The sequence below is a fragment of the Sphingomonas sp. Leaf412 genome (assembly GCF_001425405.1).
In the GTDB taxonomy this organism is placed as follows: domain Bacteria; phylum Pseudomonadota; class Alphaproteobacteria; order Sphingomonadales; family Sphingomonadaceae; genus Sphingomonas.
Window position 1 is genome coordinate 1,059,532 of the sequence record NZ_LMQP01000003.1, and the last position, 13,434, is coordinate 1,072,965.

The window sequence follows — 13,434 nt, forward strand, 5'->3', positions numbered from 1 at the left end:
CATTCGCCGAACAGGGGGCATCGGTCCGCGAAGCATTCGATACGACGGTGCCGGACCGCGCGGTTGCTCCCGCCGGGATTAAGGACCAGCATGGCACGCCACGATCGGCGGAGCCACGATGCAGGATTATTCCTCCTATGACGCGATCGGGCTGGCGCAGCTCGTGCGGACCGGCGCGGTCTCGGCATCCGAACTGGTCGAGGCCGCGATTTTGCGGGTCGAACGGCTGGATGGGCAGATCAACGCCGTCGTTCATCGCGCCTTCGACGAGGCCCGGACGGCGGCATCCGGCCCGCTTCCCGACGGGCCGTTCGCGGGCGTGCCGTTCATCGTCAAGGATTTCGGCATCGGCGTGGCGGGCTGGCCGAACACCAGCGGTAGCCGGTTTTGCGCCGACATCGTCGATGCGGACGACAGCGGGCTGACGCGGCGCTACCGCGATGCCGGAATCGTCATGCTCGGGCGCGGCGCCTCTTCCGAATATGGCATCGTCGGCAATGTCGAGACCGCCTTGTTCGGCCCGACGCGCAATCCGTGGAATCCGAATCACATCGCGGGCGGATCGTCCGGCGGTTCGGCGGCGGCGGTGGCGGCGGGGATCGTGCCGATGGCGCATGCGTCGGACGGGCTGGGCTCGATCCGCATCCCGGCGGCCTGTTGCGGCCTCGTCGGCATGAAGCCGACGCGCGATCGCGTGCCGAACCTACCCGACGGCTTCGATTATGCGATGGGGTTCTGCGTCGATCACGTGGTGACGCGCAGCGTCCGAGACAGTGCGGCGATGCTCGACGCCTCGGGCATTCCCGAACCGGGGTCACCCTATGCCGTGCCGCCCAAGGCGGGGCCGTATCTCGACGAGGTCGGACGCAGCGTCGGCACGTTGCGGATCACCTGGTCGGGCGACACCCCGTCGGGGCAGCCGATCGATGCCGAAGTACAGGCGGTGCTCGAACGGACCGCCGCGACGCTGGCCGCGCTGGGGCACGAGGTGCGCGAGGGGACGCTCGGCGTCGATCATCGCGCGATGGCGCGGGCGCGCGCGCCGGTGTCGGCCGCCAACTTCGCGGCGGGCATGCGCCGCGTGATCGAGCGGGTCGGGCGTGAGCCGCGCGAGGATGAGCTCGAACCGATGACATGGGCATCGCTGCAAGGTTCGCGGCAGGTGACGGGCGAACAGGCGTTCCTGGGCTTTCAGGAATTGCGAATGCTCACGCGCGGCGTGCTGCGCCGGTTCGAGACGATCGACGTCCACCTCTGCCCGGTCATGACCGCACCGCCACCGCGGATCGGGTTCAGCGATCCCGCGACCGTCCCGCCGCGCGAGATCGGGAAGCGGCAGATGGCGCTGTATCCGTTCGCCGCGCTGTTCAACTTCACGGGTCAGCCGTCGCTGTCGCTGCCGCTGGGCATGAGCGCGGACGGGCTACCGATCGGTATGATGTTCACCGCGCGTTATGCCGACGAGGCGACATTGTACCGATTGGCGGGGCAGATCGAACGCGAGATGCCGTGGGCGGCGCGTCGTCCGCAGGTGTGGGCATGACGCAGTGGCGGAACTGGTCGGGCAGCGTGGTCGCGAACCCCGCGGCTATCGCGCGCCCGCGTGACGAGGCCGAACTGGCGGCGATCGTCCGTGACGCGCGGCAGGTGCGCGTCACCGGGGCGGGGCATTCGTTCATGCCGTTGTGCGAGACGAAGGGGACACTGATCTCGCTCGCCGACATGGTCGGCGACCTGATCGTCGCGGCGGATCGGCGAAGCGTCGATGCACCGGCGGGCTGGAGCCTGAAGCGGCTGACCGAGGCGTTGTGGGCCGAGGGGCTGTCGCTGCCGAACCAGGGCGACGTGAACCCGCAATCGCTCGCCGGCGCGCTGTCGACGGGGACGCACGGGACCGGACGGGACCTCGGCTCGCTTGCGACCCTCGCGCGCTCGTTCCGGCTGGTTACCGCCGACGGCAGTGTCGTCGATTGCGACGCCGTGACGCTGCCCGACCTGTTCCAGGCGCAACGCCTGTCGCTCGGCATGCTCGGCGTCGTGACCCGCGTGCGGATCGCGGTGATCCCTGCGCTGCACCTCGAGGAGCGGATCGAACGACGGCCGCTGGCCGAGGTGCTCGACCGATTGCCGGAACTGGCGGTGGCGACGCGGCACATGGAATTCTTCCAGTTCCCCTATTCGGACACGGTCACGCTCAAGACGCTGCATCCGACCGATGCGACCGAGCTGACGCGGGAGGAGGGCGGCGATCAGGTCTTCCAGGCGTGCTGCGACCTTGCCGCCGCCGCGCCGCGCGCGGTGCCGATGATCCAGCGCACTTTGTCCCGCCTGATCCGTCCGTCGCGCCGCGCCGGCCCGGCATGGCGCATCTTTCCCTCCGAACGGCAGGTGCGTTTCGAAGAGATGGAATATGAGCTGCCGGTGGCGAACGCCGTCGCGGCGCTGCGCGAGTCGCTGGCATTGCTCCGCTCACACCGGATGCCGTTGATCTTCCCGTTCGAATTCAGGATGGTCGCGGCGGACGACATCTGGCTGTCGCCGTTTCACGCCGGCCCGTGCGCATCGATATCGGTGCATCAATATGCACCGATGCCCTGGGCAAGGCATTTCGCCGAGCTGGAGGCGGTGTTCCGCGCGCATGGCGGGCGCCCGCACTGGGCGAAACGGCACACGCTGACGAGCGATGATGTGCGCACGCTGTATCCGAACGCCGAAGCGTTCGGCGACGTGCGTCGGGCGATCGATCCGGAGGGCAAGTTCATGAACGACGACCTGCGCCGTCTTTTCAACTTCTCGCTATGACCGACGCGAACGCCACCACCGCAAGCCAGCAGCTTCACGGGCATCTGATCGGCCTGCCAGGCTCGCGAGACAGGCTCAACACGCCGGCGCTGATCCTCGATATCGATGCGTTCGATCGCAACGTTGCGCGCATGGCGATATTTGCGCGCCGGCATGGCCTGAACCTGCGGCCGCACGCCAAATCGCACAAGAGCGCCGACATCGCGCGCGCGCAGCTCGCAGGCGGTGCCGTCGGGCTGTGCTGCGCGAAGCTGGGCGAGGCGGAGGCACTGGCGGCAGAGGGCATCGACGGCCTGCACCTGACCTCGCCGGTCGTGACGGCGGCGGGGATCGCACGGCTGGCGACCCTGTCCCGGCGCCTGTCCGCGTTGAGCGTGGTGGCGGATCATCCGGATATCGTCGACGCTCTTGCAAGCGCCGCGCACGGCGGCCCCGCCCTGACCGTCTTCGTCGACATCGATCCCGGCATCCATCGCACCGGCGTCGCCTCTCCCGAGGATGCCGTCACGCTCGCACGACGTATCGTCGACTGTCCGAACCTCACCTTCGGCGGCGTCCAGTTCTACTGCGGCGCGCAACAGCATATCGCGCGCTTCGCCGATCGGCGAACCGCGATCGTCGACCGGACGCGGTATCTGAGCGCGTGCCTTGCGCTGCTTGCCGCGGCGGGGATGACGCCGCCGGTGGTCACGGGCGGCGGGACGGGCAGTCACGTCATCGACGCGGAACTGGGCGTGCTGACCGAATTGCAGGTCGGCTCCTATATTTTCATGGACCGCGAATATTCCGACTGCGACCTGCACGGCGACGACGCGCCACCGTTCGAAACGTCGCTGATGGTCGATGCGCGCGTGATAAGCGCCAACGCGTCGGGACTGGTGACCATCGACGCCGGCCTGAAAGCGTTCGCGACGGAGGCCGGTGCGCCGCCGGTGATGTCGGGCGCAGGACCCGACGCACGCTACCGCTTCATGGGTGACGAGCATGGGGCGATCGTGGGCACCGACCTTCCGGGCATCGGAGCGCGGGTGACGCTGGGAACGCCGCATTGCGACCCGACCGTCAATCTATACGACGCGTACCATGTCGTCAGGGGCGACGTGCTGACCGCGATCTGGCCGGTAACGGCGCGTGGACGGTCGACCTGATCGCGATCGGGCGTGCCTCACGCGAGTGCGTCCGACCCCGTCAGCATCGCCGCCGTGCGTGCATCGTATCCCAGCAAGGTTCGCGACGCGCTCGGCAGCTTCTACGACCAGTCGAACCAGCTGCGCACCGCGCTCGGCGAGATGGACGCGGCGCTCATCAACGCCTTCGACCAGCGCTACGTGGAGCACGTGCCGGACGCTTGATCGGCTGAATGGGATGATCGCGCGCGCCGAGGATCGTTCTTCCATCCCTGGCGCCCGCACCGTCGGCCTGACGGCTACCAGCTCATTTCCGGCAACCGGTTCCTACCTGAACGAAGGTCCGCTTCCGCGCCGGCGTGAACGGCCACCTGCGGGTCGGACAGGCCGGAACGGCAGGTCGCGTAGAATGGACACGAGCAGTTGCGCATACTGCCCCGATGGATCGAGATCCGGGTCGAAGACGGTGACGGTCATGCCGATGCACCGGACATCCGCGACCAGACGGCCAAGGATCGATGTCAGATCGGGGACCGATATTCCGGGACTGCCGGGACAGTCGACGGCAGGCATGACGGATTGGTCGAGCACGTCGACATCCCAATGTAGCCAGAATCGCTGGTGGGCGGATCGGTCCAAGCGGTCGGCGATGCGGCGCGACACGACGTCCGGTCCGATCGCTATAGCGTCGAAGACGTCGATGCGCTCGATGGCCGTGTCCACGATGTCCGGCCACGCGAAATCGGGATCTCGACCCTCCCGCTCTCCAAGCTGCACCACGTCTTCGTCGGCAACCAGCGGTGCGGCGATGCCGGGCCAGTCCGTGCCCAGCGGCTCGCCCCGCCCCGTCGCCAACGCCAGATCCATCCCTGCGGCAGCCCCGGGCGCGGCGAAGTCGTGATTACCCGGGTGGCGGAAGTCGCTATGTCCGTCGACATGCACCAGCGACAGGGCGCCGGCTTCACGCGCCCCCGCAAGTGCGCCCAGCAGGATCGAACAATCGCCGCCGACGACCAGTGCGAATTCGCCCGCCTCTCCCGCGTCGCGTACCCTCTCCGCAAGCCGAAGATTGAAAGCGCGTAGGGTCGTGCCGTTGCGGATGCGCGTGCCAGGCCCGGAATTCGGCGAATAGACCGGCCGTTCGAGCCATGTCGTCGACGGTGATCCCAGCGCCTTGTCCAACCCCGCCTCGAGAAGCGCTGACGGCGCGCGCCAGGTGCCGGGCTCGTGCCGGGGCGTAACGGGCGAAGCCCGAGGTTCGAGGGTGCCGCAATCATTCGCATCGAATGGACATACATCATGGCGGACAGGGTGGGATTCGAACCCACGGTGGGCGTGAACCCACGGCGGTTTTCAAGACCGCTGCCTTAAACCACTCGGCCACCTGTCCGTGCCGTCGCCGATGCCGCCGCGCGCCCGATTGTGCAAGTCCGACGACGGTTCGTGGTTCCGCGTGCGCGGGGGCTGTGCCAAAAGGCGGCATGAAGGTCCTGATCCGCCGCTGTCTCATGTCGCTGGCCGTCGCCGGCCTCGCCGGCGCCGCGCTGCCGGCGGGTGGCGTGCCTGCCGATGCCGCCGCCACGGCCGCGCAGGATGAGGCCGGTTTTCCATCGTATCTGGCGCAGGTGCGCGCGCGGGCGGTGGGGGAGGGGGTGCGTCCCGCCACCGTCGATGCGGCCTTCCTGGGGCTGACGTTCAACCCGCGCGTCGTCGCGCTCGACCGGCAGCAGCCCGAAACCGCGCCCAACGCCCCCGTATCCGACTTCGCGCCCTATCGCCTGCGCCATGTCGATGCCGCGCGGATCGATCGCGGGCGGTCCACCTATCAGGCGCAGCGCGGGCGGCTCGCCAGCGTGGAGGCGGCGACGGGCGTGCCCGAGCAGATCATGGTCGCGATCTGGGGGCACGAGACGAACTACGGCAGCTACACCGGCGACTTCGACCTGGTCCGCAGCCTCGCCAGCCTGGCCTACGAAGGGCGCCGCCGCAGCCTGTTCGAGGGCGAGCTTATCGCCGCGCTGAAGATGATCGACCGCGGCGTCATCTCGCGCGAGCGCCTGGTGGGAAGCTGGGCCGGGGCGACGGGCAATCCGCAGTTCCTTCCCTCGGTCTACCTCCGCCTCGCCCGCGACGGCGACGGCGACGGGCGCGCGGACATCTGGCGCAGCGCGCCCGACACGTTGGCGTCGATCGGCAATTATTTCGTGCAGGCCGGCTGGCGCCCGGGCGAGCCGTGGGGCGTGCCCGTGACGGTGCCCGCGGGCTTCTCCCGCACCGCGGTCGCCAACCGGCTCGTCTCGCCGCGCTGCCCGCGCGTGTTCCAGCGCCATTCGGGCTGGCGCACCATGGCGGAATGGCGCGCGCTGGGCATCGTGCCCGAACGCGGCAGCTGGCCCGCGGACGAGGTGCAGGCGGTATTGATCGAGCCGGACGGCGCGGGCCGGACCGCCTATCTGCTGACCGGCAATTACCGCGTGATCCTCGATTACAATTGCTCCAACTTCTACGCTCTTTCCGTGGGTCTGCTCGCCGATGAGATCGCCCGTTAGCCTCGCCGCGGCGCTGTTCGCCGCCACCACCGCCCCGGCGCTCGCGCAGACGCCGCCGCTGCCGCCCGAGGCGGGGACGCCCGCCGGCCCGAGCGGCACCGCGGGCATGGGCGCGCCGTCGCGCTACGATGCGGTGATGTGGGGGCAGGTCGATCCCGCGCTGACCGGCATCGCGGTGGCGACCGGCGCGGTCCCGGCGGGCGACCATGTCGAGGTGACGGTGCTGGCGACGGGGCGGACGATCCTGCTGCCCGTCGTCGCGGGGACGCCGGCACTGGCGCTGTCGCCCGACGCCGCGCGGCTGTTGGGCATCGATGCGCGGGCCGGGGTGCGCGTCCGTGCGGTCACCGCCGATCCCGCCGACGCCGCCGCCTTGCGCCGGGGCAGCGCCGCCGCGGCGCGGCTCGATACGCCCGAGCCCGTGCTGCGCGCGTTGCGTCGCGGGCTTCCCGCCGCCGCCGCGACGGCGCCGTCGCGCCTGCGCGTGCCGCGGGCGCCCGCGTTGACCGTCGCGGACGCCGCACCCCCGCCGCCCACCGCCCTGCGCCCAGACGCCGGGGCACGGACGGTGGTGGTCACCGCCGACGTGCCCCCGACGCGCCTGATCCCGCCGACGGATGATATCGTCGCCGCCGCCGCCGTCCCGGCGCGCTTCGTCGTGAACGTGCAGACCGTCGCGAAAGAGGGCCCCGCGCGCGACGCCGCCCGGATGCTGCGCGGAACCGCGGCGCGCGGGCCGGACGGGTGGCTGGTCCGCCTGGGTCCGTTCGACGGCCTCCCGGCGGCGCAGGCGGCACGTGACGACGCCGTTTCGCGCGGCTATGCCGACGCCGCCATCTTCATCGCCGACCGAGTATCTCCATGACCAAGTCCCTGACCTATCTCGCGATCCCCGCCGCCATCGTCGGCCTGGCCTATCCCGTGGCGGCGCAGGCGCCGCAGGCCCCGCGGTTCGACACGCCCGCGCCGGTGGCGTTCATGGAAGACCTGTCGTCGGGCGCGGTATTGTTCGAGCGCGACGCCGATCGCCGGATGCCGCCCGCATCGATGGCGAAGATGATGACGGTTTACACCGTGTTCCAGATGATAAAGAACGGCGACCTGCGGCTCGACACCGAGTTCGAGGTGCGGCCCGAGACGTGGAAGAAGTGGCACGGGCCGCAGGCGGGATCGACGATGTTCCTGTCGGTGGGCGAGCGCGTGTCGGTCGCCAACCTGCTGTACGGCGTCGTCGTGCTGAGCGGCAACGACGCCTGCGTCGTGCTGGCGGAGGGGATTTCGGGCACCGAGCCCGCTTTCGTCGACCGCATGAACGAGACCGCGAAGAAGCTGGGCCTGACCAACAGCCATTTCGGTACGTCGAACGGCTGGCCCGACAATGGCGTCACCTATGTCACCGCGCGCGACCTGGCGAAGCTGGCCGCCGCGACGATTCTGGAGCATCCCAAGCTCTACAAGCAATTCTACAGCCGCCGCGACTTCACCTGGGGCAAGACGCTGGGCAGCGGCAGCGACATCACGCAGGCGAACCGCGATCCGTTGCTGGGCCGCGTCGCGGGCGCGGACGGGCTGAAGACCGGACATACCGAGGAGGCGGGCTACGGCTTCACCGGATCGGCGGAGCAGGGCGGACGCCGCCTCGTCATGGTCCTCGCCGGCTTGACCAGCTTCAACCAGCGCGCGCAGGAATCGGTCCGCTTCATGGAATGGGGCTTCCGCGCGTGGCAGGCGAAGCCGGTGGTGAAGGCGGGCCGCACCGTGGGACAGGCGGACGTGCAGCTGGGCGATGCGAGCACCGTCGACCTGGTCGCAGCGAAGGACCTGAAGGTTTCGATCCCGTCGGGCAGCACGCCGCAGATGTCGGGCAAGATCGTCTATCAGGGCCCGATCAAGGCGCCGTTGAAGAAGGGGCAGCATGTCGCCGACTTGGTCATTTCCTCCCCCGGCCTGCCGCAGCAGACGATGCCGCTGGTCGCCGCCGCGGACGTGGGCGAGGCGGGCTTCTTCGGCCGCGCGTGGCATGGACTAACGAGCCTTTTCGGATGATCGACAAGTGACCGATGGGCGCTTCCTCAGCCTCGAGGGCGGGGAGGGGGCGGGGAAGTCGACGCAGGCGCGGGCGTTGCGGGAGGCGCTTGCCACGCGCGGCATCCACGCGATCGTCACGCGCGAACCCGGCGGCAGCGAGGGGGCGGAGGCGATCCGCGACCTGTTGATGCAGGGCGCCGCCAGCCGCTGGAGCCCCCATGCCGAGGCGTTGCTGTTCGCCGCGGCGAGGGCGGATCATGTCGAGAAGGTGATCCGTCCCGCGCTGGGTGCCGGGCAATGGGTGATCTGCGACCGCTACGTCGATTCGACCCGCGCCTACCAGGGCGCGGCGGGGGGCGTGGACGATGCCGCGATCCTCGCGCTCCATGCCTTCGGATCGCGCGGCCTGCTGCCCGACCGCACTTACCTGCTGGCGCTTCCCGCGGCGGAGGGGGCGGCGCGGGCCATGGCGCGCGACGGCGGCGGCGACCGTTTCGCGATGCGGGGCGAGGATTTCCACGCCGCGGTCGCGCAGGCGTTCGACGGTTTCGCCGCGCGCGAGGCGGATCGCTATCGCCGCATCGACGCGATGCAGCCCGCCCCGGCGGTGACGCAGGCGATCCTTGACGACCTCGCCGACTGGCTGCCGTGACGCGATTGCGCGGACAGGATGGGGCGGTCGCGGCCTTCGTCGCGGCGATGGGCGGCGGCGCGCTCCACCACGCGTGGCTGCTCGCGGGGCCGCAGGGGGTGGGGAAGGGGACCTTCGCGCGTCTGGCCGCGCGCCGCCTGCTGGCGGAGGCGATGTCGCCCGGCACGCTCGCGCCCGGGCTGGACGTGCCCGCGGATCATTATGGCGCGCAGTTGTTCGCCGGCGGCACGCACCCCGATTATCGCGAGCTGACCCGCCTGCCCAAGTCCGACAAGGAGCCGGAGCTCCAGCGGAGCATCAAGGTCGATCAGGTCCGCGCGCTGCTCCCGTTCCTCGGCACGCTGCCGTCGCTGTCGCCGCGCCGCGTGATCGTGATCGACAGCGCCGACGACCTGGAACGCCCCGGCGCGGGCAATGCGCTGCTCAAGAGCCTGGAGGAGCCGCCCGCGGGCACGATCTTCCTGCTGGTCAGCCACGCGCCCGGTCGCCTGATGCCGACGATCCGCTCGCGCTGTCGCCTGTTGCGTTTCGACACCCTGTCCGACGCGGATACCGCGGCGGTGGTGCGCGACGCGCTGCCCGATGCCGACGCGGACGAGATCGATGCGCTGGTCCGCGCGGGCGCGGGCTCGCCGGGGCGGGCGCTAAGCTATGCCGGGCTCGACCTCGCGCGGATCGACACCGCGCTCGCCGCGATCGCGCGCGACGGCGATCCCGACAATCGCCACCGCCTCGCGCTCGCCAAGTCGCTGTCGGGCAAGCCCGCGCAGGCGCGGTACGAGGCGTTCCTGGATCGCGTCCCCACCGCCATCGCGGAGGCGGCGGCGCTGCGCCGGGGGGAGGGGCTTCGCATCGCGCTCGACGCCTATGATCGCGCGCGCGCCAGTGCCGCCGCGGCGCGCGGGCTGTCGTTCGATGCGCAGGCGACCGTCCTCGACCTTGCGGGCATCGTTGCCCGCCTCGCCGCACCGCGATAGAGCGCCCGGATGGGCGACCCTTATTACATCACCACCGCGATCAGCTACCCCAACGGGCGCCCGCATATCGGCCACGCGTACGAGGCGATCGCCGCCGACGTCATCGCGCGGTTCCAGCGGCAGGCGGGGCGCGACGTGCGGTTCCAGACCGGCACCGACGAACACGGGCTGAAGATGGTGCAGGCGGCGCGCGAGCAGGGCCGCGACGTGCGCGACCTCGCCGCCGAAATGTCCGGTCATTTCCGTGGTATGTGCGACGCACTTGGGATCAGCTACGATCGCTTCATCCGCACCACCGACGCGGATCATTACCGCGCGAGCGAGGCGATCTGGCGCGCGATGGAAGACTCGGGCGACCTGTACCTGTCGCGCTACGAGGGCTGGTATTCGGTCCGCGACGAGGCGTTCTACGACGAGAAGGAACTGACCGGGGAGGGCGACGATCGCCTGTCGCCGCAGGGCACGCCGGTGACGTGGACCGCGGAGGAGACGTGGTTCTTCCGCCTGTCGAAATACCAGCAGCCGCTGCTCGACCTGTACCGCGCCAACCCCGACTTCATCCGGCCGGAGGCGCGGCGGAACGAGATCGAGCGGTTCGTGGAGGGCGGGCTGTCCGACCTGTCGGTGTCGCGCACGACGTTCGACTGGGGCGTGCCGGTGCCGGGGAGCCCGGGGCACGTGATGTACGTGTGGGTCGACGCGCTGACCAATTACCTGACGGGCGCGGGCTATCCCGACGCGCTGACGCCGCACTGGCCGGCGGACCTGCACCTGATCGGGAAGGACATCGTCCGCTTCCACGCGGTCTACTGGCCAGCGTTCCTTCTGTCCGCGGGCATCGCGTTGCCCAAGACGGTGTTCGGCCACGGCTTCGTCCTGCACCGCGGGGAGAAGATGTCGAAGAGTGTCGGGAATGTCGTCGATCCGCTTGAACTGGCGGGACATTTCGGCGTCGATTCGTTGCGCTACTTCCTGCTGCGCGAGGTCAGCTTCGGGCAGGACGGCAGCTATTCCGCGGAGGCGATCGTGACCCGCGTCAACGCCGAACTCGCCAACGCGTTCGGCAACCTGTCGCAGCGGACGTTGTCGTTCATCGCCAAGAACCTTGACGGCGCGCTGCCGGATATCGGCCGGACCGAGCCCGCGGATGGCGAATTGATCGAGGAAGTGGTCGTCGCCTGCGCCGCGCTGAAGACAGCGTTCGACGACCTCGCGCTCAGTCAGGGCGTCGAGGCGTGGCTGCGCGGCGTCGTCGCCTGCAACCAATATATCGACGCGCAGGCGCCCTGGGCGTTGCGCAAGACCGATCCCGCGCGGATGCACGCCGTCCTGCGCACGCTGGTCCGCGCGATCCGGATGCTGGCGATCGCGATCCTGCCCGTCGTGCCCGACGGCGCGGGGCGCATCCTCGACACGCTGGGCGTCGCGACGCGCGATCATGCCGCGATCGATGACGACGGCTGGTATGATCGCGCAGCAAGCGACGGTTTTCGCATCACAACGCCCACGCCCGCCTTTCCCCGTCTGGACCTGCCCGCGGTGGTGGAGGAGGGGGCCTGATGCTCGCCGACAGCCATTGCCACCTGAACTACAAGGGACTGGCGGAGGATCAGCCCGCGATCCTCGCCCGCGCCCGCGCCCGCGGCGTCACCGCAATGCTCAACATCGCGACGCGCGAAAGCGAATGGGACGCAGTGCTGGCGACCGCGGAGCGCGAGCCCGACGTCTGGGCCACGGTGGGCATCCACCCGCACGAGGCGGACCAGCATCCCCATGTCGATACCGCGAAGCTGGTCGAGCGCGCGCGCCATCCGCGCATCGTCGGCATCGGCGAAAGCGGGCTCGACTATTTCTACGACCATTCCGACCGCGCGCGGCAACAGGCCAGCTTCCGCGCGCACATCGCCGCGGCGCGCGAAGCCGGCGTGCCGATCGTCGTCCACACCCGCGATGCGGAGGACGATACCGCGGCGATCATGGCGGAGGAGATGGAGGAGGGCGCCTATGCCGGCGTCATCCATTGCTTCACCGCCAGCGGCGCCTTCGCGGACAGGGCGATGGACCTCGGGCTCTACATCTCGATCTCGGGCATCGTCACGTTCAAGAATGCGAAGGATCTTCAGGAAACCGCCGCGCGGCTTCCGCGGGATCGCCTGCTGATCGAGACCGACGCGCCGTTCCTGGCGCCCGTGCCCAATCGCGGCAAGACCGGCGAACCCGCCTTCGTCGCCGACACCGCCATCTTCCTCGCGAAGCTGCGCGGCGAGGATGTCATGGAATTGCAGGACTATACCGCGCGAAACTTCCACGCGCTCTTCGCGAAGACCGTGGCCGCGTGAAGATCCGCATCCTGGGGTCCGGCACGTCGTCGGGCGTGCCCAGGATCGGCAATGACTGGGGCGCGTGCGACCCTGCTGAGCCGCGCAACGCCCGCACCCGCGCCTCCGCGCTGGTGGAGCATGACGGCACCCGCATCCTGATCGACACCAGCCCGGACATGCGCGCGCAACTGCTCGCGGCCGACGTGGGAACCGTCGACGCGATCATCTGGACCCACGAACATGCCGACCATGTGTTCGGGATCGACGACGTGCGCCAGATATTCCACGCGCTCGGCCGTCCCGTCGCGGGCTATGCGCGCGCGGCGACCGAGGGAAAGCTGCGCGCGCAATTCGCCTATGTGTTCGAGGGGCGCGACGGCTACCCGCCGACCGTATCGCTGCAAACCCTGCCCGACGTGCTGACCATCGGCGGGCTCACGATCCGCAGCGTGGACCAGCCGCACGGATCGATCACGTCGGCGGGCCTGCGGTTCGAGGGCGGCGGCCGCGCAATCGGCTACGCCACCGACGTCGGCGGCATGACCGACGCGATGCGCGGCCTGTATGCCGGCCTCGACGTATGGGTCGTCGACGCGCTGCGCCGCCGTCCGCATCCGACGCATCCGACGCTGGCCGCGGTGCTGGGGTGGGTCGAGGAGCTGCGGCCGCGCCGGACCGCGTTGATCCACATGGACCAGTCGATGGACTATGCGACCCTTGCGGCGGAGCTGCCGGCCGCCGTCGTGCCGGGTCACGACGGGCTGGAGATCGACGCATGAGCGACGCCACGGGCCATGCATTGATCCTGGCGACGATGCTGATCCTGCCGGTCAGCGCGCTGGTCGCACGGCGGCTGCCGCTGGCGACGACGGTGAAGTACGGGCTGATCTGGGCCGCCATCTTCACGATCGGTGCTATAGCCGTCGCGAGTTTTACATAATGTGTATTATCGATTTCACGCATCGGCGTCGGGGGGTG

Annotated in this window: 13 protein-coding genes, 1 tRNA gene and 1 pseudogene; 13 read left to right on the forward strand and 2 right to left on the reverse strand. The window is 69.8% G+C overall.

The window, feature by feature from the left end; genetic code table 11:
• Positions 1–118: 118 nt before the first annotated feature.
• The 4 genes from ASG29_RS12215 to ASG29_RS12230 are packed head-to-tail and all read left to right on the forward strand — an operon-like array spanning position 119 to position 4,154.
• On the forward strand, positions 119–1,543 hold the full coding sequence (locus tag ASG29_RS12215) for an amidase (protein ID WP_055984255.1): 1,425 nt from the start codon (positions 119–121) through the stop codon (positions 1,541–1,543).
• A complete protein-coding gene (locus ASG29_RS12220) occupies positions 1,540–2,802 on the forward strand; it encodes a D-arabinono-1,4-lactone oxidase (protein ID WP_055985560.1) in 1,263 nt (420 codons plus the stop codon). Before ASG29_RS12215 ends, ASG29_RS12220 begins: the two co-directional genes overlap by 4 nt.
• Positions 2,799–3,950 (forward strand): DSD1 family PLP-dependent enzyme, encoded by a 1,152-nt coding sequence (locus ASG29_RS12225; RefSeq protein WP_055984259.1) that lies wholly within the window; start codon positions 2,799–2,801, stop codon positions 3,948–3,950. Before ASG29_RS12220 ends, ASG29_RS12225 begins: the two co-directional genes overlap by 4 nt.
• 54 nt (positions 3,951–4,004) lie before the next feature.
• Complete coding sequence (locus ASG29_RS12230; RefSeq protein WP_235532897.1) at positions 4,005–4,154, forward strand: hypothetical protein; 150 nt, start codon at positions 4,005–4,007, stop codon at positions 4,152–4,154.
• A 102-nt stretch (positions 4,155–4,256) separates the two neighbouring features.
• Here ASG29_RS12230 and ASG29_RS12235 read toward each other — a convergent pair.
• Together ASG29_RS12235 and ASG29_RS12240 are read right to left on the reverse strand one after the other, a co-directional pair.
• Positions 4,257–5,147 (reverse strand): annotated as a pseudogene (locus ASG29_RS12235) (arginase family protein); the annotation flags it as partial.
• Positions 5,148–5,229: 82 nt separating this feature from the next.
• Positions 5,230–5,319 (reverse strand) — tRNA-Ser (locus ASG29_RS12240).
• A gap of 91 nt (positions 5,320–5,410) precedes the next feature.
• Between ASG29_RS12240 and ASG29_RS12245 the strand changes: the two genes are divergently transcribed.
• Genes ASG29_RS12245 through ASG29_RS17220 form a run of 9 tightly spaced genes read left to right on the forward strand, consistent with a single transcriptional unit; the run spans position 5,411 to position 13,396 of the window.
• Positions 5,411–6,478 carry a lytic transglycosylase domain-containing protein gene (locus ASG29_RS12245; protein ID WP_055984266.1) on the forward strand — a complete coding sequence of 356 codons (1,068 nt, stop codon included), beginning with the start codon at positions 5,411–5,413 and terminating at the stop codon, positions 6,476–6,478.
• Positions 6,462–7,343 carry a hypothetical protein gene (locus ASG29_RS12250; protein ID WP_055984268.1) on the forward strand — a complete coding sequence of 294 codons (882 nt, stop codon included), beginning with the start codon at positions 6,462–6,464 and terminating at the stop codon, positions 7,341–7,343. Before ASG29_RS12245 ends, ASG29_RS12250 begins: the two co-directional genes overlap by 17 nt.
• Positions 7,340–8,524 carry a D-alanyl-D-alanine carboxypeptidase family protein gene (locus tag ASG29_RS12255; RefSeq protein WP_055984270.1) on the forward strand — a complete coding sequence of 395 codons (1,185 nt, stop codon included), beginning with the start codon at positions 7,340–7,342 and terminating at the stop codon, positions 8,522–8,524. Before ASG29_RS12250 ends, ASG29_RS12255 begins: the two co-directional genes overlap by 4 nt.
• Positions 8,525–8,531: 7 nt before the next feature.
• Positions 8,532–9,158, forward strand: coding sequence for a dTMP kinase (tmk, locus tag ASG29_RS12260; RefSeq protein ID WP_055984273.1), 627 nt, complete (start codon positions 8,532–8,534; stop codon positions 9,156–9,158).
• Positions 9,155–10,135 carry a DNA polymerase gene (locus ASG29_RS12265; protein WP_055984276.1) on the forward strand — a complete coding sequence of 327 codons (981 nt, stop codon included), beginning with the start codon at positions 9,155–9,157 and terminating at the stop codon, positions 10,133–10,135. Before tmk ends, ASG29_RS12265 begins: the two co-directional genes overlap by 4 nt.
• Before the next feature lie 9 nt (positions 10,136–10,144).
• Positions 10,145–11,695: a methionine--tRNA ligase gene (gene metG / locus ASG29_RS12270; RefSeq protein WP_055984278.1), complete on the forward strand. Its 1,551-nt coding sequence runs from the start codon at positions 10,145–10,147 to the stop codon at positions 11,693–11,695.
• Positions 11,695–12,474 (forward strand): TatD family hydrolase, encoded by a 780-nt coding sequence (locus ASG29_RS12275; RefSeq protein WP_055984281.1) that lies wholly within the window; start codon positions 11,695–11,697, stop codon positions 12,472–12,474. Before metG ends, ASG29_RS12275 begins: the two co-directional genes overlap by 1 nt.
• Positions 12,471–13,235, forward strand: coding sequence for an MBL fold metallo-hydrolase (locus ASG29_RS12280; RefSeq protein ID WP_055984283.1), 765 nt, complete (start codon positions 12,471–12,473; stop codon positions 13,233–13,235). The genes ASG29_RS12275 and ASG29_RS12280 overlap by 4 nt, the downstream gene beginning before the upstream one ends.
• On the forward strand, positions 13,232–13,396 hold the full coding sequence (locus ASG29_RS17220) for a hypothetical protein (RefSeq protein ID WP_200932454.1): 165 nt from the start codon (positions 13,232–13,234) through the stop codon (positions 13,394–13,396). The genes ASG29_RS12280 and ASG29_RS17220 overlap by 4 nt, the downstream gene beginning before the upstream one ends.
• Positions 13,397–13,434 lie beyond the last annotated feature (38 nt).

Bases quoted from the DNA above. Each gene is read 5' to 3' on its own strand.
- ASG29_RS12215 (WP_055984255.1), top strand. From the start codon at position 119: ATGCAGGATTATTCCTCCTATGACGCGATCGGGCTGGCGCAGCTCGTG.
- ASG29_RS12225 (WP_055984259.1), top strand. From the start codon at position 2,799: ATGACCGACGCGAACGCCACCACCGCAAGCCAGCAGCTTCACGGGCAT.
- ASG29_RS12255 (WP_055984270.1), top strand. From the start codon at position 7,340: ATGACCAAGTCCCTGACCTATCTCGCGATCCCCGCCGCCATCGTCGGC.
- metG (WP_055984278.1), top strand. From the start codon at position 10,145: ATGGGCGACCCTTATTACATCACCACCGCGATCAGCTACCCCAACGGG.
- ASG29_RS12275 (WP_055984281.1), top strand. From the start codon at position 11,695: ATGCTCGCCGACAGCCATTGCCACCTGAACTACAAGGGACTGGCGGAG.
- ASG29_RS12250 (WP_055984268.1), top strand. From the start codon at position 6,462: ATGAGATCGCCCGTTAGCCTCGCCGCGGCGCTGTTCGCCGCCACCACC.
- ASG29_RS17220 (WP_200932454.1), top strand. From the start codon at position 13,232: ATGAGCGACGCCACGGGCCATGCATTGATCCTGGCGACGATGCTGATC.
- ASG29_RS12220 (WP_055985560.1), top strand. From the start codon at position 1,540: ATGACGCAGTGGCGGAACTGGTCGGGCAGCGTGGTCGCGAACCCCGCG.
- ASG29_RS12245 (WP_055984266.1), top strand. From the start codon at position 5,411: ATGAAGGTCCTGATCCGCCGCTGTCTCATGTCGCTGGCCGTCGCCGGC.